The organism is Chimaeribacter arupi, from assembly GCF_002858805.1.
Classification (GTDB): domain Bacteria; phylum Pseudomonadota; class Gammaproteobacteria; order Enterobacterales; family Enterobacteriaceae; genus Chimaeribacter; species Chimaeribacter arupi.
Genome location: NZ_PJZI01000001.1, coordinates 102,431 through 120,104, shown reverse-complemented (window position 1 = coordinate 120,104; position 17,674 = coordinate 102,431). Strand labels below are relative to the sequence as shown.

Here is a 17,674-nt window from a genome sequence, read left to right as displayed (position 1 = left end):
CATCAATGCATTGAAAAAGCCACCGGGATTGCCGGTGGCTTTTTATTTTGTAGCGGGGAAAAGCGCCGATTGAGCCGCTATCCGCCGCGATGTGGGCATCTGCGTCAGTGGCCCCCTTTCAGCCGGCCCATATGGTAGGCATCCACGAACAGGCCATCGCGCATGGCAAATTGCGGGCTGGTGCCTTCCACCTCAAACCCAAATTTGCGGTAAAGCGCCAGCGCTGCGTGGTTATCGGTGTAGACCGTGAGTTCGATGCGCCGCACCGCGAGCCAGTTGTCACAGAGATCGATGGCGGCCCCCAGCAAGCGGCTGCCGACGCCATGCCCCTGATACTCCACTGACACGCCCATGCCGAACGTCGCCACATGGCGGCGGCGTGGCGTCAGGTTATGGCTCAGCATCAGTTGCCCGGCGAGAGTGCCGTCCAGCAGCGCGACCAGGTTGCAGGTATCCGGGGCAGGGTTTTTCAGGCGTTCCTCCCAACGGGCAAGCGGTGCGTAGGGGAGTTGCAACGTATCACGGTATAGCGCCGGCTCGCTGTAAAGGCGGTGCAAAGCAGCGGCATCTTCCGGGATGGCGTGGCGGACAGTGATCTCCATAACAGGCTCCTTGTTGAGGGCGTGATAATAACCCCTTAAATTATCTGCTTTATTTTTTTGTGCAAGCCAAAAATTGGGCAAAAAAATACTTTACAGATACGAATGATAATGATTATTATTGTCATGCGTTCCGGGGAGACCGCACTGACATGCTGAGGTTTCCCTGCGAAGGCACGACATTGCTCACATTGCTTCCAGTATTATTTTAAGCCAGCTCGGGTGCTGGCTTTTTTTTTGCCTGCTGTTTCCCCCTCGCCCAATTTCCCTGCGCAAACCGCGCAAAGTCATTCACTTTTTTTGACCAGAGGCGTTAAGTTTTTGCGCTTTCATATTCCCGGCCCGCCGCTAGACTAAGTGAAAACATTGAGGAGAATTGAACATGATTTACTTACGTAAAGCACAAGAACGCGGACACGCCAATCATGGTTGGCTGGACAGCTGGCACACCTTCTCATTCGCGAATTATTACGATCCGAGCTTTATGGGCTTCTCCGCCCTGCGGGTGATTAATGAGGATGTTATCGATGCCGGCCAGGGGTTTGGCACGCACCCGCACAAAGATATGGAGATCCTGACTTACGTGCTCTCCGGCACTGTTGAGCATCAGGACAGCATGGGCAACAAAGAGCAGATCCATGCCGGTGAGTTCCAGATCATGAGCGCCGGTACCGGGGTGAAACACTCGGAGTACAATGGCCGCGACGATGCGCCGCTGCACCTTTACCAGATCTGGATTATCCCGGATACGCAGGGCCTGCCGCCGCGCTATGAGCAGCGGATGTTCGACGCCGCGCAGGGCCGCCAGCTGGTGCTGTCGCCGGACGCGCGTGACGGCTCGCTGAAAGTGTTCCAGGACATGACGCTGTGGCGCTGGGCGCTGAACCAGGATGAACAAAACAGCTACGCGATCGAAAACGGCCGCCGCATCTGGATTCAGGTGGTACGCGGGTCAGTGACGGTCAACGGCCAGCCGGCCGGGAAAAGTGATGCGTTCGCCGTCTGGGATGAACCGCATCTCGACATCCGCGCGACAGAAGAGAGTGAAGTGCTGCTGTTTGACCTGCCGCCGGTGTAAGCCACACGGTACACAGGCAGGGACAGGAGAAGGGCGATGCGCAGGCATCGCCCTTTTTTATGCGTCAGAACCTTTGGCTAAGGTTCAGCATAAAGCCGGTATCCGTGAGGCCATCCTCTTTCCAGTGATAGGCATCCAGCCCCAGCGTGGCGGCGTTGCTTTGGTAGGCCAGCCCAATTTGGGCCAGCCCATTGATACCACCGCCCTGTTGGCCGTCATCTACCCGGAACGTCTGCCCCGCCGCGCCTGCCAGTGATGCGCTGCGCTGGCGTTGGTGATAACTCAGATTCGGCCCGCCCTCCAGCAGCGCCGTCGCGCGCCAGCCGTTTTGCCCCTCATAGGCCAGTTTCAGCCCGGCCACGGCATCTACTGCGGTTTCCGCGCCCGCGCCCATGTTCAGGTTAAAATCTCCGGCGCCGCGCTCCTGATATCCCTCTTCCATCACATGGCGCAGTGCCAGCCCGGCAAACGGCGTGACCGTCAGGTTTTCACCCAGCGTCAGGGGCCTGGCGGCTTCGCTTCGGAACGATAACGCGTGCTGACGCTGGCTGGCATCACTGCTTTTGTTGATGCCGTCGTAACGGATGGCGCGGCGGCTGTCGAGCGAGTGAACGTCATAATGCAGTGCGTTGCGCCACATCAGCGTATCACCCAGCGGCTGCGTATGTTGCAGGCCAAAGAACTGGCTGTAACCGCCGGTCACGCCGTTGTCACCCGGTTGCCGGCTGCCGTTGCCGGCCAGCCGCGCGATGCCGTACTCCACTTCCAGCGCCTGATTGCTGCCGAATGCCAACGACTTACGCAGCGCCAGCATGTCATATTGCGTGTCATTGCCCAGTTCTGCCCTTGGGTCGCCCTGTGCTACCACATTGAATGCCAGCCCGTTGCCAAACTGCGGCGCGCTGTCAGCCAGCATGGAGAAGCGGTTGCTCAGCACCCTGGCTTCACGCGTTAATGAGGTCGCCTGGTTGCCGGAGATCTGTTTCAGCGCGTTGTTCAGCGCTTGCGTCGTGCTGAGGTTCAGGCTGGTGAAGAGTTCGTTATTGGTGTAACCCTTATCCAGCGCCTGCGCGACCCCACTCGCCTGCGGGTCAGTGACCAGCCCGGCGTAGCTGTTTTTGGTCATGGTGATGTCGATGTTGCCGTGTTCATCTTTATCGGCCTGCGCCTGCCATACCACGCTGGCGGAGCGGATGTTCTGCTCGTTGATCTGGCCGCTGGCCAACGCATCCTGTAACACCACCTGTTGCGCGTCTGTCCCGGCAGTAAAGCCGGTACCGATGCGAACACCGGTTACGGCGATGCGTTTCGCGCGGGCAGCGCCATCCGTCAGGCGGGCAGTCAGCACCGGCGAGGCCCGGCCACGGGATAATGTATCCGCGCTTTCCAGTGTCATGTAGCCGGCAGCGTTATACGTCCACGTCAGATTGTCATCACCGTAGGTGCCTTCCAGCAACAGGTCGCCATAGGAATCTTCCCACCTTTTCAGGTACAGCACGTTACCGTATGGGGAGGTCAGCCGGTAGCCGCTGCCATAGGTGTCATAGGTAAAGGTGATATTGGGGTAAAAGCCGTGATTCAGAAAAAGAGAATCAAAAGTCAGGGTATGGGCCTTTTTATTGAGCGTGACACCGTTGTCGTAAGTAATCTTTACCGGTGGGTCAACCTCCAAATACCCATAATAACTATAGGACCAGTTGCGCTCGTCCTCATCGCCAACGCCACTCAGATAAACGGCATTATCTCTTACCCCCCAATCTGTCAGGTAAATAAGCCGGCCTTCTGGCGTAGTAAGTGTGTAGTCGTTGCCGGAAGTTTCATAACGCAGGGTGGTGTTGGTATAGGTTGTGCCGTCGACCGTTAATGAATTGAAGGTCAGGGTTTGAGCGACAGTATCCACGCTTACCCCATTACTGAAGGTATGGCGTTCCGGGTAGGGGGTGGGCTCTGGCGTTGGGGACGGGCCGGTGTTCAGCGTGAGGCCGCGGGAGTCATACGTCCACGTCAGATTGTCATCACCGTAGGTGCCTTCCAGCAACAGGTCGCCATAGGATGTATACCATCCGTTTAGTATCAGCGTTTTGCCATCCGGCGAGGTTAACTGGTAGTCGATGCCATAGGGCGTGTAGGTAAACGCCGTATTGTAATAGGTTTGGTTGTTTACCGTCAGCTCACCAAAGGTCAGGGTTTTGGCGCGGGTATCCAGCGTCACGCCATTGCCATAGACAAACAGCGTCTTATCAGGGTCATTAGAGGGCGTAGGGGTCGGGTCGGACGGCGAATCATCACCCCCACCGCCGGCGGCGGCGCTGATGGCTACCCCGGCGCCCGCAATAGCGAGGCTGCCGAGTGTGGCCCACAGCGCCCCATTGCCTTGCTCTGAATGCGCTGCCGCCGGGGCCACTTTCCGGCACGATTCCGGCAGGGCGTCCCGTTGTGCTTTGGTTAACGTCTGAAGATCAGCAGGGCAATCCGCTGACGCCGCAGGCGGGGTGGCGGCCACGCTCTGCGTACTGATAGCGAAGGCGATACAAAGAGAAAGCATTTTCCGTTGCATACGGTTCCTTATCTTATTTTCAACCAGGGGTTGCCTGCCATGCGTGAACAGGCAGAAATAAATAACAACATCACACCGAAGGACAAAAAATCGCGGGAATGCTAATACAAAGAAAGTAATGGTGGCTATTTGTCAGGAATAAGGTTTTATGGAAATCACTTATTTTTTATCAATAAATACAATGGTTAATGTTGGTTTATTTCTTCTATTAAAATCTAATTAATTCAACTTTAAATTAATTTAAAATTAAATAGGCAAGACGCCGCTATTTTTAAGAATAATGCATAAGATGATTCTCATAATAATTCAGGTGACATGCGGCATCTTTATTTACTGAAGCATTGTTCACTACTGCTTCTCATAAAGCAGCTTATGTGAAAACCAGCGCCGCCCAACGCAACGCGGAGAGTCAGCTAAACTAACACTATGACAGGGTTACCATTACTGACTGGTGAGAACAAAAATAAGGAGATAAGCGTTTATGTTGATGACATTTGCTGTGATGAGCTGGATCTGTAGCCTGATTACCGGCGGCTGCATTGTGAACTGGAAAAACAAGCAAAACTCCGACAGCCGGATCGCGATGATTGTCGCTATCGCCGTCACGGTGATTATTTGCGGGATCTATCTGGTCGTGTTGATGAAGTACTGATGCCCCCTGGCGTCTGCCCCTTTCTGCGCGCTGACCGGCGCGCATCTTGCCCACCGTTAGCCTGCCGTGTATAGGCTGGTTGAAATTTCAGCGCAATCCGTGAAGCACTTCACAATGGTAACAGGGCATTTCGCAGAATTTTGAAAGCGCTCCCAAATTCCCGGTGTGAGGATGGAAACCGGTTTCCATGTCTGTTTCAAATAGAACCCGGCCCAAAGGCCGTGGCTGGAATATGGCATGCAGCATAGCGGTAACATGCCCGATTCTTCTTTTTGAACGATTGAACGGGGTAGGGTTATGAGCAGGTTATATCAGGCGATGGTGGAGGTAATTGAGCAAAAAATTACCCCACTGGCCGGTGCACTGGGTCAGCAAAAATACATTATTGCCATCCGCGACGGCTTCACCTCGGCGCTGCCGTTTATGATCATCGGCTCGTTTATGCTGGTGTTTATCTTCCCGCCATTTGCCGCCGATACCACGCTCGGCTTTGCCCGCGCCTGGCTGGACTTCTCGCTGCGCTACCGCGAACAGCTGATGTTGCCGTTTAACCTCAGCATGGGGGTGATGACCTTCTTTATCGCGGTCGGCATCGGCTCGAGCCTCGGCAAACAGTACCAGCTTGACCCGATCATGACCGGGCTGCTGGCGCTGAGCGGCTTTTTGCTGGTGGCCGCACCCTACCATGACGGCCAGATCTCCACGCAATACTTCTCCGGCCAGGGCATTTTTACCGCCATCCTGACCGGCATCTACTGCACCGAGGTCTACCACTTTTTGAAGCGGCGCAACATCACCATCCGCCTGCCGAAAGAGGTGCCGACCGGCGTGGCGCGCTCCTTTGAGATCCTGATCCCGGTGATCGTCATCGTCGCCACGCTGCACCCGCTTAACCTGCTGATCCAGTCCACCACCGGCATGATCATCCCGGAAGCGATTATGCACCTGCTGGCCCCGCTGGTGTCGGCGTCAGACTCCCTGCCGGCCATCCTGATTTCAGTGCTGATCTGCCAGATCCTGTGGTTTGCCGGTATCCACGGCGCGTTGATTGTCACCGGCATCATGAACCCGTTCTGGATGACCAACCTGGCGCTGAACCAGAGTGCGCTCTCTGCCGGCGGCGCGCTGCCGCACATCTATTTGCAGGGCTTCTGGGATCATTACCTGCTGATTGGCGGCGTCGGCTCCACCCTGCCGCTGGCGTTCCTGCTGCTGCGCAGCCGGGCGGTGCACCTGCGCACCATCGGCAAAATGGGCGTGGTGCCGAGCTTCTTCAACATCAACGAACCGATCCTGTTCGGCACGCCGATTATCATGAACCCGGTGCTGTTCCTGCCGTTCATCCTGGTGCCGATGCTGAATGCCACCTTTGCCTACATCGCCACCAAACTCGGCTGGGTCGCGCAGGTGGTGTCGCTGACACCGTGGACCACCCCAGCGCCGATCGGGGCCTCCTGGGCCGCCAACTGGGCCTTCAGCCCGGTGATTATGTGCCTGTTCTGTATGGTGCTTTCCGCGGTGATGTATTACCCGTTCCTGAAAGCCTACGAGCGCACCCTGCTGCGTCAGGAGCAGGAAACCGCCCAACAGGAACGCGCAGGTGTCGCGGTCAGCCAGTGATTCCGGCTTTTGCCGTCAACGTAACGTGAGGGACAACATGCACTATCAGTTTCCGGACAATTTTTGGTGGGGCAGCGCCAGCTCGGCGCCGCAAACCGAGGGCGAGAGCCTGAACTTCGGCAAAAGCGAAACCATCTGGGATCGCTGGTTCCGCGAGCAGCCGGGGCGTTTTCACCAACAGGTCGGCCCGCAGACCACCTCGACCTTTTACCAGCACTGGCGCGAAGACATCGCGCTGTTAAAACGCACCGGCCATAACAGCTTCCGCACCTCGATCTCCTGGGCGCGGCTGCTGCCAAATGGGCGCGGCGAGCCGAACCCGCAGGCGGTGGCGTTCTACAACCAGGTGATTGATGAGCTGCTGGCGCAGGGCATTACGCCGTTTATCAACCTGTTCCACTTCGACATGCCGATGTGTATGCAGGAGGAGGGCGGTTGGGAGAGCCGGGAAGTGGTGGCCGCCTATGCTGACTACGCAGAAACCTGCTTTGCGCTGTTCGGCGATCGGGTGGCGCACTGGTTCACCTTTAATGAGCCGGTGGTGCCGGTCGAGGGCGGTTACCTCTACGATTTCCACTACCCGAACGTGGTGGATTTCAAACGCGCTGCCACCGTTGCCTACCACACCATGCTGGCCCATGCGGAGGCGGTGCGCCGTTTCCGCCGCTGGCAGCAACAGCCGCAGGCGCACACAGACGCGCAGATCGGCATTATCCTGAACCTGACGCCCTCCTACCCGCGCTCACAGAACCCGGCGGATGTGAAGGCGGCGCATATCGCCGATCTGATGTTTAACCGCAGCTTCCTCGACCCGGCGCTGCGCGGCCACTACCCGGACGACCTGGTGGCGCTGCTGAAGGCGCATGGGCAGTTGCCGGAGTGCCGTGACGGTGACCGCGAACTGCTGGCCGGCGGCGTGGTGGATCTGCTCGGCATCAATTACTACCAGCCGCGCCGCATCAAGTGCCGCGACAGCCTGGTCAACCCGGACAGCCCATTTATGCCGGAATGGTTCTTTGAGAGCTACGAGATGCCGGGGCGCAAGATGAACCCGTACCGTGGCTGGGAAATTTACGAGCCGGGCATTTACGACATCCTGACCAACCTGCGGGAAAACTACGGCAACCCGCGCTGCTTTATCTCCGAAAACGGCATGGGCGTGGAGAACGAGCAGCGCTTCCTGCAACAGGGGCAGATTCAGGATGATTACCGGATCGCGTTCGTGCGTGAGCACCTGACCTGGCTGCATCGCGGTATTGCCGAAGGCAGCCGCTGCCTCGGCTACCACATGTGGACCTTTATCGATAACTGGTCCTGGTGCAACGCCTACAAAAACCGTTACGGCCTGGTGCAGCTCGACCTCGCCAGCCAGCAGCGCACGGTGAAAAAAAGCGGCGAATGGTTTGCGGCCACGGCTGCCAATAATGGGTTTACTGACACCACCAACACCACTGAGGGAGAGGCATCATGAGAGATCTGGAAACGACCGTCATGGAAATTATCGTCAACGCCGGGCAGACGCGCAGCCTCTGTTTCGAGGCGCTGTATGCCGCCCGCGAAGGCAATTTTGACCAGGCGCAGGCCCTGCTGAAAGAGGCAGACACCTACGCCCACGCCGCCCACCGGGTGCAGACCCAGCTGATTGAGGAGGACGCAGGGGAGGGCAAAACGCCGATGACGCTGATCATGGTACATGCGCAGGATCACCTGATGAATGCTATTCTGGCGCGCGAACTGATCGAAGAGATGGTCAGGCTTTATCAGCGCTGACGTCCGGCGCGGGCGGCCGCAGAAGGGGAACAGGCTATGGCCAATATCAATGATGTGTCACGGCTGGCGCAGGTTTCAAAAGCCACGGTGTCCAGGGTGCTGAGCGGCAGCCGGGGCGTGCGGCAGGAGAGCCGCGAGGCGGTGCTGCGGGCCGTCGAGATCCTTGGCTACCAGCCGAACGTGATTGCCCAGTCACTCACCAGCCAGTCCACCGGCTGTGTTGGGGTCATCTGTGCCACAGAACATATGCAACAGGGCACCGGTTACCTCTATGCGCTGGAAGGGCAGTTGCGCCGCCATAACAAACACCTGCTGCTGCGGTTCGCCAATGATCCTGACGGCGTGGCCCATGCGGTGCGTGAGCTGGGGCGCGGGCTGTGCGATGCGATGGTGGTGATCGGCGCGCGTTTCACGTTGCCGCCGCTGCCGGAAAACGTGCTGCTGCTCGATTGCCTGGCCCCGCCCACCGCCAACAGCATCGGCGTTGACCACCGTTTCGCCGCGGAGACGGCCACCCGTTACCTGGTGGCGCAGGGGCGGCGCAACATCGCCTTGCTTAACTACCCGGCGGGGGATGCCGCCGAAAACACCCTGTTCGGCTACCGGCAGGCGCTGGAAAGCCACCTGATCCCTTACCACCGCCAGCGGCTGCTGACGGTGGATGAGCCGGTGGCCACGGCGCTGGCGACGCTGCTCAGGCACGATCCGGGCTGCAATGCGTTGCTGGTCACGGACGATCACCAGGGGCGGGAGGCGATAGCCGCGCTGGCAGCCCTGCGGCGCGCGGTGCCGCAACAGATGATGGTGTTCAGCCTCGACGGTTCGCAAACGCTGCCCGGCGCACCCCCGTTGCCCGCCATTACCTATTCACTCGATACCCTGGCGCGGCAGGTGGTGGAGCGGCTGGCAGGCGGCGGCAACAGCGACCCGCTGCGCGGGCGCTTAATCACCCCCTGAACGCCGGGCGCGCAATATCACCGGGGCATTTTTTTTGCTACACTAACGCCCCGCTCACCTCTACTTAGCGCGTTGATAATGAAGAAAAAAAGGCCAGTGCTTCAGGATGTTGCCGACCGCGTCGGCGTCACCAAAATGACGGTGAGCCGTTTTCTGCGTAACCCGGAACAGGTTTCCGAGGCATTACAGGCAAAAATCTCTGCGGCATTGGATGAGCTGGGCTACATTCCCAACCGCGCGCCGGATATTCTTTCCAACGCCAAAAGCCGCGCCATCGGCGTGCTGCTGCCCTCCCTGACCAACCAGGTATTCGCCGAAGTGTTGCGCGGTATCGAAAGCGTGACCGACGCGCACGGCTACCAGACCATGCTGGCGCACTACGGCTACCATCAGCAGCGTGAGGAACAGCGGCTGACCTCACTGCTCTCTTACAATATTGACGGGCTGATCCTCTCCGAGCGCCAGCACACGCTGCGCACGCTGAAGATGATTGAGGTGGCGGGCATTCCGGTGGTGGAGCTGATGGATTGCGTGTCGCCCTGCCTGGATCTGGCGGTGGGGTTCAATAACTTTGAGGCAGCGCGCCAGATGACCCAGCAGATCATCGCCCGCGGCCACCGCCACGTGGTCTACTTCGGCGCGCGGCAGGACGAGCGGACGCTGATTAAATTCCAGGGTTACGAGCAGGCGATGCGTGAGTCGGGGTTACAGCCCGCCAGTGTGATGACCACGCGCTCGTCGTCCTATTCTGCCGGTGGCGAGTTGTTGCGCCAGGCGCAGCAGCAGTACCCGGAGATCGACAGCATCTTCTGTACCAATGACGATCTGGCGGTCGGCGCGGTGTTTGAGTGCCAGCGGCAGGGGTTGCGCATCCCGCAGGATATGGCGGTGGCAGGCTTCCACGGCCATGACATCGGCCAGTCGATGGAGCCGCGGCTGGCAAGCGTCGTCACGCCGCGTGAAAAGATGGGGCAGATTGGGGCGGAGCGCTTGCTGGCGCGGTTACGCGGTGAAACCGTGACGCCGCGCATGATAGACGTCGGCTTTACGCTCTCGCCGGGCGGCAGTATCTGAGCCACCCGGCGGGGTAAGCCCCGCCGGGCGCCTGCGCGGCGTGTTTATTAACGTTGATAATCTTTAAGCGCCTCGACGCAGCGGCGCACCACTTCATCAATGTCCGCCCCGTCGATATCCACAAACAGCACGTCTTTCTCATCCGCACCCGGTTCTTCCAGCGCGGCGAACTGCGTTTTCAGCAGGTCAGTCGGCATAAAGTGGCCGGTTCGCGCCTTCATGCGTTGCAGGATGACGTCGTAACTGCCCTTGAGATAGAGAAACACCATCTTGTCATTGCCTTCGCGCAGCGCATCACGGTAGCGGCGCTTCAGGGCGGAACAGACAATAATGCCGTTCTCATTTTTGTGGGCCAGGCTGTAGGCGGCATCGCTCAGGCGGACCAGCCAGGGTGCACGGTCTTCATCATTCAGCGGCGTGCCGCTGCCCATTTTATCGATGTTGGCGCGCGGGTGCAGATCATCGCCATCGATGAATTTGGCCTTGATAAGGCCGGCGACGCGGGCGCCGACGGTGGTTTTACCGCTGCCTGAAACGCCCATCAAGATAATGCTGTGTCCTGCCATAAGTTTGATCTCTATCTCAAAATGCGAATTTCGCCAGTGACTCGGGTTCCGTATCTTAGCATGTTACCGGTATCATGATACCGGTAACAAGGGGAGATGTGACTACTATCACAGGATAGAACACTCTCCTCTTTTCACATTTACATAACAGAAAGAACCGATTATTTACGCGTAACCCGCGAACTGATACCTGCAACGTTTCGCCTCACCGGCAAACGTCTTACTGAAAATGAACGCGCCCCGTTTTGCGGGGAGAATGCGGTAAAAAGGTGGAAAACATTATGCCCTTAGTCATTGTCGCGATTGGCGTTGTCCTGTTGCTGATACTCATGATCAAACTGAAACTAAACGGGTTTATCTCGCTGATCCTGGTCGCACTGGCGGTAGGCATCATGCAGGGAATGCCGGTGGACAAAGTGATCGCCGCGATTAAAGCCGGGGTAGGCGGCACGCTCGGCAGCCTGGCGCTGATCATGGGCTTTGGTGCCATGCTCGGGAAATTGCTGGCCGATTGCGGTGGCGCGCAACGCATCGCCACCACCTTGATCAACAAGTTTGGCCGTGACTACATCCAGTGGGCGGTGGTGCTCACCGGCTTCACCGTCGGCTTCGCGCTGTTCTACGAAGTGGGCTTTGTGCTGCTGCTGCCGCTGGTGTTTACCATCGCGGCCTCGGCGCGCATCCCGCTGCTGTATGTCGGCGTGCCGATGGCGGCCGCGCTCTCCGTGACCCACGGGTTTCTGCCGCCGCACCCCGGCCCGACGGCCATCGCCACCCTGTTCCACGCGGACATGGGCAAAACCCTGCTTTACGGCGCGCTGCTCGGCATCCCGACGGTGATCCTGGCCGGGCCGGTCTATGCCCGCTTCCTGAAAGGTATCGACAAGCCGGTGCCGCAGGGGATGTACAACCCGAAAGAGTTTACCGAAGCAGAAATGCCGAGCTTTGGCGTCAGCGTCGCGACCTCACTGGTGCCGGTTATCCTGATGGCTGCGCGCGCCGTGGCGGAGATGGTGCTGCCGAAAGGCCACGCGCTGCTGCCGTATGCCGAGTTCTTTGGTGACCCGGTGATGGCAACGCTGATTGCCGTGCTTATCGGTATTTTCACCTTTGGCCTGAACCGTGGCCGCCCGATGGAAGATGTGATGGACACCCTCACTGACTCCATCAAACTGATCGCCATGATGCTGCTGATTATCGGCGGCGGCGGGGCGTTCAAGCAGGTGCTGGTAGAGAGCGGGGTGGACAAATACATCGCGGCGCTGATGAGCGGCAGCAACGTATCACCGCTGGTGATGGCGTGGTCGATCGCTGCCGTGCTGCGCATCGCACTGGGTTCCGCCACCGTGGCCGCGATCACCGCCGGGGGCATTGCCGCACCGCTTATCGCCACTACCGGCGTCAGCCCGGAACTGATGGTAATCGCCGTCGGCTCCGGCAGCGTGATCTTCTCCCACGTGAATGACCCCGGTTTCTGGCTGTTCAAGGAGTACTTCAACCTGACGATTGTCGAGACGATAAAATCCTGGTCAGTGCTGGAAACCATTATCTCGGTATGCGGGCTGGCGGGCTGCCTGCTGTTGTCGATGGTGGTGTAACGGAGAGCGGTATAACGCCGGGCAGTACAAAAAAGCGGGCATTGGCCCGCTTTTTTTACATCTGAATAACTCATCTCATCATTAACCTTGATTATATTTAACAATGAGAGTTTAAATTTAGTTAATTTTGAATTAATTAATATTAAATTGATTCATAGATGATTGATTGCTTGCGAATAATACGTTCCTGTTACGAAACCCCTTCATTTGCTTTCCCCTGCCAACCTAAATATATTCCTATTTTCGTTATCAAGCTAATCATACATTTTTAAACTTACGCCCACAGGGAAGCACCAACATGAAGAGCACATTGAAGAAAACAGCGCTGTTAACCGGCCTGACATTTGCCGCGCTGGGAATGGCATCATCTGGATATTCTGCCGATACCGGGAAAGTGAATTTCTCCGGGAAAATTATTGCACCGCCTTGTGAAGTCGATGCCTCAAATACCGTCACCAATGTGGCGGCATTCAGCAGTGTGGGGGCGAATACCTTTAATGACCAGATTGGGGTTGAAGGCAGCGAAAGCCGTGACTTTGATATTATCCTGAAAAATTGCCCGACGGACACCACCATTAATGTCGGGTTCAGCGGGCCGACGGATGGCGCAAATACCACACTGGCGGTGGATGAAAGCAGCGCCGGTAAAGGGGTAGGTATTGTGGTTTATCATAAAGGCAGCACTGATAAGGTGAAATTCGATTCATCCATCGATGCGGCCCATAATAAAACGTTGGCGGAGAGCGGGGAATCAACGTTCTCTTATACCGCGAAATTAATTTCTACCAAATCAGTCAGCGACATGACGAACGGTGATTTTACCGCTTCTGCGGATTTCACGGTCTATTACCCTTAATAATGCCTGTCAGACACAGAGGGCATGGTGCTCTGTGTCTGCTTTATGATGAGTAAGCATGATGAATTTCCGTTTCACCGCGTTATTGCTGCCGCTGATGCTGGCACTCTCAGGCGCAGCCAGTGCCGGTGTCGTCGTGGGCGCAACCCGTATTATCTATAATGCCGACCAGCAGGAAGTGCAGTTACCGGTTAAAAATAACGATCAGGAGGCCAGCCACCTGGTGCAGTCCTGGGTCAGTAACCTTGACGACCAGGGGAAACCTGCATTTATTGTGACCCCGCCGCTGTTTAAGCTGGCCGCACAACATGAAATGCAGCTGCATTTTATCTATTCCGGCACGGCCGCTGCCTTGCCGCAGGATCGGGAATCGGTATTCTGGGCGAATATTAAATCGATTGCCGCGACCCCGGACGCAGTAAAAGAGAAAAGCAAATTACAGATTGCGGCGAAAACCCGCATCAAACTTTTTTACCGCCCCGCGGCGCTGACGAATAAAAGCGCACAGGAGGCGTATAAAAAACTGACGTTTACCCGTCAGGGAAATACATTGCATGTTACGAACCCGACGCCGTTTTATATCACGCTACAGGATATTACCGTCGGCGGTATTCAGGTGACGCCACCGGAAAATAGCCTGCCGGCGTTATCAATGATGATTGCGCCGTTCAGTGAACAGAATTATTCCGTGCCGGGAAATGCCCACGGTGCGGTGACTTGGTCAGCCATTACCGATTATGGCGGCCGGACGAAACCATTAACCCAATAATCCTTATCACCTGGCCTGGGGCTGTCTAACGCGGAAAATCACCATGACATCGTTAACCTTGAGATTATTAAGGCGCTTTCCGCACGCCCCGCTGATCATTTGCCTGTTATTTGCCGCGCCCACACTTTTTGCCAGCGAGGAATTTAACCTGAATGCGCTGGAATTTAATTCCCCATTGGAAAATACCGCTGAGCTTAAACACTTTATCCATAATAATGCGCTGATGCCCGGCCGTTATTTGTCGGCGGTGTATGTCAATAATGATTATTTCGGCCAGTTGAATGTCCAGTATGCTGTGTCAGCCGATAAAAAAGCGCTGATCCCCCAGTTCAGCCGTGCGGAGCTGCACACCTTCGGCGTGAAGGTAGAAGCCGTACCGGCGCTGAAGCGCGTGGCGGATGCCAGAATACTGGGCGATCTGGCTGGGTATATTCCCGGTGCACGCTACGAATTCCAGCCGGACACGCAGCGGCTCGACATCCGCATCCCGCAGGTGGCGCTGGACCAGCACGCCAGGGATTACATCGACCCGGCGCAGTGGGACGACGGGCTGCCGGCGTTGCTGCTCGACTACTACTACAGCGGCGCGCGTGAACACCATGCGCAAGGCGACGACACCGAAAACCATTACCTCGACCTGAACGCCGGGCTGAACGTCGGTGCCTGGCGGCTGCGCCATGCTTCCGGCCACAGCAGTGATGAAGGCCCGCAGTCACGGTATACCTACCTGCAACGGGACATTAAACCCTGGCGCAGCCAGTTTGTGCTGGGCGAAACCTACACCGCCGGGGAGGTGTTTGACAGCCTGCCGCTGACCGGACTCCAGCTGGAAACCGACACCGACATGCTGCCGTTCAGCGAGCAGGGGTTTGCACCGGCGATACACGGCATCGCGCAGAGTGACGCCAAAGTCACCGTGAAGCAGAACGGCTATGTGATTTACCAGACCTACGTTGCGCCTGGCCCCTTTGAAATCAACGACCTCAATCAGGTGTCGTCGGGCAGCGATCTGGATGTCACCGTCACGGAGGCAGACGGCAGCGAGCACCGTTTCACCCAGGCCAGCGCCTCGGTGCCGATCATGCAGCGCCAGGGGGCGCTGAAATACAGCCTGGCCGGTGGCCGCTACCGCAGTGAAGACAATGACGCCGCCCCGGAGATGGCGCAGGCGACGCTGATCTATGGCCTGCCGCGTGGCGTGACGCTGTACGGCGGCGCACAGGGGGCAAACTTTTACCACGCGGCGGCGCTGGGGCTGGGGATTGACCTGCATTCGCTGGGCTCGCTCTCGCTGGACGCCACCGCCGCCACCAGCGATCTGGATGACGGCAACGGCAACTATGCCGGCACCTCTTACCGTGCGCAGTATGCCAAAAGCCTGAGCACCACTCAGACCTCCCTGACGCTGGCGAGCTACCGCTACTCCACCGCCGGGTTTTACACCTTTGAAGAGGCGACCGACCGGCGGGCCGGTTACGCGGAAGAGGGCATCTACGCCTACCGTGACAGCAACACCCGCCGCAGCCGCCTTCAGCTCACCATCAACCAGCCGCTGGGGAAATGGGGATCGCTGTATGCCTCCGGCTATCAGCAGGATTACTGGGAGATGGGCGGGCACGAGCGCAACATCAGTGTCGGCGTGAATTCGTCCATTGAACAGGTGCGCTACTCGCTGAACTACACCCAGACCCAAACCCCCGGCGAGGCGGTGGACAAGCAGATCGCCTTTACCCTCAGCGTGCCGCTGGAGAAATGGCTGCATAACGCCTGGGCGAATTACAGCCTGAACCGCTCGCTGGGCGGGAGCGCCACCCACCAACTGGGCATGAGCGGCACCGCGCTGGCGGACGACCGCCTGAGCTACAACCTCCAGCAGAGCGTCACGCCGGAAGACGGCAGCACCAGCAGCAGCGCGTCGGCCACTTATCGCGGGTCACGCGGGGTGGCCACCCTGGGCTACAACACATCACCGGATAACCGGCAGATGAATTACAGCCTGCAAGGCGGGCTGGTGGTGCACCCCTATGGCGTGACACTGGCGCAATCCCTGCCGGAAACCGTGGCGCTGGTACGCGCGCCGGGGGCGGCCGGAGTGAAAGTCGAGAATACCCAAGGCCTCTATACCGACCGCCGCGGTTACGCCGTGGTGCCGAACCTGACCGGTTACCGGAAAAACCGCGTCGCCCTGAATACCCAGGGCAAACGCGGCATTGATATCCCGGAACCGGTGCAGACGGTGATCCCCAGCCGGGGGGCGGTGGTGCTGGCCGACTTTGATACCCATCTCGGCAGCCGGATGCTGGTGACCCTGCGTTACGGCCGCAAACCGGTGCCGTTCGGCGCTATCGCCGCCGTCGACGGTGCCACCGGGCAGACCGGCATCGTCGGTGAAGAGGGCGAAGTCTACCTGAGCGGGATTAACCACCGCACTGCGCTGCGGGTGAAATGGGGCGACGAGGCCTACGAGCAGTGCCGCGCCCTGATCACGCCCCCGGCACAGGCCGACGCATCGGCTGCCGTGGTGCGGCAAACCGTCACCTGCCATTAACCAGAGAGAACTGATGTTGACGCTAAACACGCTTTTCCGCCGCACGCTGATCTGTTCAGGGCTGGCACTCACCGGCCTGCTGACCGCCCAACCTGTCGTCGCCGGGGTCTGCTATTTTGTTAATGGTGCGGCCACCTCCACCGCCATGATGACGCTGCCTGCGGAGATCACCGTGCAGCAAGGCGCGCCGGTGAACACGGTGATCGGCACCTGGGACGCCGCCAACGGGCGCACGGACATTACCTGTTCGTCACGCTTCAGCACCTGGGTCGGGTATGACCTCATCACCGAGGCTGACGTGGCACCGGGCGTCCGCCATGTGTATAAAACTAATATTCCCGGTATCGGCGTGCGCGGCTGGAGCGGCAATGATCCCCGCTATCTGGTCACTGACCGCAACGTGCTGTTACCCAAACATATTGGCAGCAATAACAATGAGGGCATGCCCGGTTATGTGCCGTCGGCCAACTACCGGATCCAGCTGGTGGTGACCGGCCCGGTAGAGGACGGCACGCTGGATCTCAGCCATTTCACCGCCGGGCTGTGGTATGACGACCTGCTGGCGACCCGCCTGCAATACAGTTCGCCGGCCATCCATGTGATCGCCAACGCCTGTGAGATCCAGACCGGCAATATCCAGGTGCCGCTGGGTGAGACCTCCGCCGCGCTGTTGGACCAGCCGGGGAAAACCTCTGCGCCGGTAAATTTCAATGTGGACGTGCTCTGTGACGCAGGCACCAACGTCAATATCACCTATACCGGCACGGTCGTCAGCGGGCAGCCGGACACGCTGCAACTGGATAACGCCGGGGCAGCGGGCAGCGCCCAAGGAGTCGGGGTACAGATTCTTCAGGCGGGCAACAGCACCCCGCTGCACTTCGGCAGGCAGTACGCGATGAAGCAATCCGCACCGGCCGGGCTGCTGTCGTTGCCGTTCCAGGCGCGCTATATCCGGCTGGACGGCGCATTAGGGAGCGGTGAGGCGGATGCCACCGCCACCTTTGAGATGACCTATCGCTGACGGGATGGC

At 58.3% G+C, this 17,674-nt stretch carries 14 protein-coding genes and 2 pseudogenes; 12 read left to right on the top strand and 4 right to left on the bottom strand.

What is annotated here, in order from left to right; all coding sequences use genetic code 11:
* Window positions 1–104 precede the first annotated feature (104 nt).
* Window positions 105–602, bottom strand: coding sequence for a GNAT family N-acetyltransferase (locus tag CYR52_RS00540; protein WP_101827763.1), 498 nt, complete (start codon window positions 600–602; stop codon window positions 105–107).
* Window positions 603–981: 379 nt separating this feature from the next.
* Here CYR52_RS00540 and CYR52_RS00530 point away from each other — a divergent pair, with 379 nt between their 5' ends.
* The gene (locus CYR52_RS00530; protein ID WP_101827762.1) at window positions 982–1,677 is read left to right on the top strand and encodes a pirin family protein; all 696 of its coding nucleotides are present in this window, start codon (window positions 982–984) and stop codon (window positions 1,675–1,677) included.
* Window positions 1,678–1,741: 64 nt separating this feature from the next.
* Here CYR52_RS00530 and CYR52_RS23135 read toward each other — a convergent pair.
* A pseudogene (locus CYR52_RS23135) lies at window positions 1,742–3,001 on the bottom strand (autotransporter outer membrane beta-barrel domain-containing protein); the annotation flags it as partial.
* Window positions 3,002–3,076: 75 nt separating this feature from the next.
* Window positions 3,077–4,222 (bottom strand): annotated as a pseudogene (locus CYR52_RS23130) (BigA/YdbA N-terminal beta-barrel domain-containing protein); the annotation flags it as partial.
* Window positions 4,223–4,715: 493 nt separating this feature from the next.
* On the opposite strand from CYR52_RS23130, the gene CYR52_RS22550 reads away from it, so the two are divergent.
* From CYR52_RS22550 to gntR, 6 genes are all read left to right on the top strand, one after another.
* Window positions 4,716–4,886 carry a hypothetical protein gene (locus tag CYR52_RS22550; RefSeq protein ID WP_165698454.1) on the top strand — a complete coding sequence of 57 codons (171 nt, stop codon included), beginning with the start codon at window positions 4,716–4,718 and terminating at the stop codon, window positions 4,884–4,886.
* A gap of 297 nt (window positions 4,887–5,183) precedes the next feature.
* Window positions 5,184–6,506 carry a PTS sugar transporter subunit IIC gene (locus tag CYR52_RS00520; RefSeq protein ID WP_072927562.1) on the top strand — a complete coding sequence of 441 codons (1,323 nt, stop codon included), beginning with the start codon at window positions 5,184–5,186 and terminating at the stop codon, window positions 6,504–6,506.
* 37 nt (window positions 6,507–6,543) lie between these two features.
* Entirely contained in the window at window positions 6,544–7,977 is a 1,434-nt protein-coding gene (locus CYR52_RS00515) for a glycoside hydrolase family 1 protein (RefSeq protein ID WP_165699057.1), read from the top strand.
* Window positions 7,974–8,276 carry a PTS lactose/cellobiose transporter subunit IIA gene (locus CYR52_RS00510; RefSeq protein ID WP_175558133.1) on the top strand — a complete coding sequence of 101 codons (303 nt, stop codon included), beginning with the start codon at window positions 7,974–7,976 and terminating at the stop codon, window positions 8,274–8,276. Before CYR52_RS00515 ends, CYR52_RS00510 begins: the two co-directional genes overlap by 4 nt.
* Window positions 8,277–8,312: 36 nt before the next feature.
* The gene (locus CYR52_RS00505; protein WP_101827760.1) at window positions 8,313–9,233 is read left to right on the top strand and encodes a LacI family DNA-binding transcriptional regulator; all 921 of its coding nucleotides are present in this window, start codon (window positions 8,313–8,315) and stop codon (window positions 9,231–9,233) included.
* Between the two features lie 78 nt (window positions 9,234–9,311).
* A complete protein-coding gene (gene gntR / locus CYR52_RS00500; protein WP_101827759.1) occupies window positions 9,312–10,307 on the top strand; it encodes a gluconate operon transcriptional repressor GntR in 996 nt (331 codons plus the stop codon).
* A 47-nt stretch (window positions 10,308–10,354) separates the two neighbouring features.
* On the opposite strand, the gene CYR52_RS00495 is transcribed toward gntR, so the two are convergent.
* On the bottom strand, window positions 10,355–10,873 hold the full coding sequence (locus CYR52_RS00495; protein ID WP_072927545.1) for a gluconokinase: 519 nt from the start codon (window positions 10,871–10,873) through the stop codon (window positions 10,355–10,357).
* Window positions 10,874–11,154: 281 nt separating this feature from the next.
* Between CYR52_RS00495 and gntT the strand changes: the two genes are divergently transcribed.
* From gntT to CYR52_RS00470, 5 genes are all read left to right on the top strand, one after another.
* Window positions 11,155–12,471: a gluconate transporter gene (gntT, locus tag CYR52_RS00490; protein ID WP_072927894.1), complete on the top strand. Its 1,317-nt coding sequence runs from the start codon at window positions 11,155–11,157 to the stop codon at window positions 12,469–12,471.
* A gap of 298 nt (window positions 12,472–12,769) precedes the next feature.
* Window positions 12,770–13,327 carry a fimbrial protein gene (locus CYR52_RS00485; protein ID WP_079205186.1) on the top strand — a complete coding sequence of 186 codons (558 nt, stop codon included), beginning with the start codon at window positions 12,770–12,772 and terminating at the stop codon, window positions 13,325–13,327.
* A gap of 58 nt (window positions 13,328–13,385) precedes the next feature.
* The gene (locus CYR52_RS00480; protein WP_241522369.1) at window positions 13,386–14,096 is read left to right on the top strand and encodes a fimbrial biogenesis chaperone; all 711 of its coding nucleotides are present in this window, start codon (window positions 13,386–13,388) and stop codon (window positions 14,094–14,096) included.
* Between the two features lie 43 nt (window positions 14,097–14,139).
* Entirely contained in the window at window positions 14,140–16,644 is a 2,505-nt protein-coding gene (locus tag CYR52_RS00475; protein WP_072927541.1) for a fimbria/pilus outer membrane usher protein, read from the top strand.
* 13 nt (window positions 16,645–16,657) lie between these two features.
* Window positions 16,658–17,665 carry a fimbrial protein gene (locus CYR52_RS00470; RefSeq protein ID WP_101827758.1) on the top strand — a complete coding sequence of 336 codons (1,008 nt, stop codon included), beginning with the start codon at window positions 16,658–16,660 and terminating at the stop codon, window positions 17,663–17,665.
* Window positions 17,666–17,674 lie beyond the last annotated feature (9 nt).

Coding starts and splice junctions, on each gene's coding strand:
- CYR52_RS00520 (WP_072927562.1), top strand. CDS start 5,184: ATGAGCAGGTTATATCAGGCGATGGTGGAGGTAATTGAGCAAAAAATT.
- CYR52_RS00475 (WP_072927541.1), top strand. CDS start 14,140: ATGACATCGTTAACCTTGAGATTATTAAGGCGCTTTCCGCACGCCCCG.
- CYR52_RS00495 (WP_072927545.1), bottom strand. CDS start 10,873: ATGGCAGGACACAGCATTATCTTGATGGGCGTTTCAGGCAGCGGTAAA.
- CYR52_RS00530 (WP_101827762.1), top strand. CDS start 982: ATGATTTACTTACGTAAAGCACAAGAACGCGGACACGCCAATCATGGT.
- CYR52_RS00480 (WP_241522369.1), top strand. CDS start 13,386: ATGATGAATTTCCGTTTCACCGCGTTATTGCTGCCGCTGATGCTGGCA.
- CYR52_RS00510 (WP_175558133.1), top strand. CDS start 7,974: ATGAGAGATCTGGAAACGACCGTCATGGAAATTATCGTCAACGCCGGG.
- CYR52_RS00505 (WP_101827760.1), top strand. CDS start 8,313: ATGGCCAATATCAATGATGTGTCACGGCTGGCGCAGGTTTCAAAAGCC.
- CYR52_RS00540 (WP_101827763.1), bottom strand. CDS start 602: ATGGAGATCACTGTCCGCCACGCCATCCCGGAAGATGCCGCTGCTTTG.
- gntT (WP_072927894.1), top strand. CDS start 11,155: ATGCCCTTAGTCATTGTCGCGATTGGCGTTGTCCTGTTGCTGATACTC.
- CYR52_RS00485 (WP_079205186.1), top strand. CDS start 12,770: ATGAAGAGCACATTGAAGAAAACAGCGCTGTTAACCGGCCTGACATTT.
- CYR52_RS00470 (WP_101827758.1), top strand. CDS start 16,658: ATGTTGACGCTAAACACGCTTTTCCGCCGCACGCTGATCTGTTCAGGG.
- gntR (WP_101827759.1), top strand. CDS start 9,312: ATGAAGAAAAAAAGGCCAGTGCTTCAGGATGTTGCCGACCGCGTCGGC.
- CYR52_RS00515 (WP_165699057.1), top strand. CDS start 6,544: ATGCACTATCAGTTTCCGGACAATTTTTGGTGGGGCAGCGCCAGCTCG.
- CYR52_RS22550 (WP_165698454.1), top strand. CDS start 4,716: ATGTTGATGACATTTGCTGTGATGAGCTGGATCTGTAGCCTGATTACC.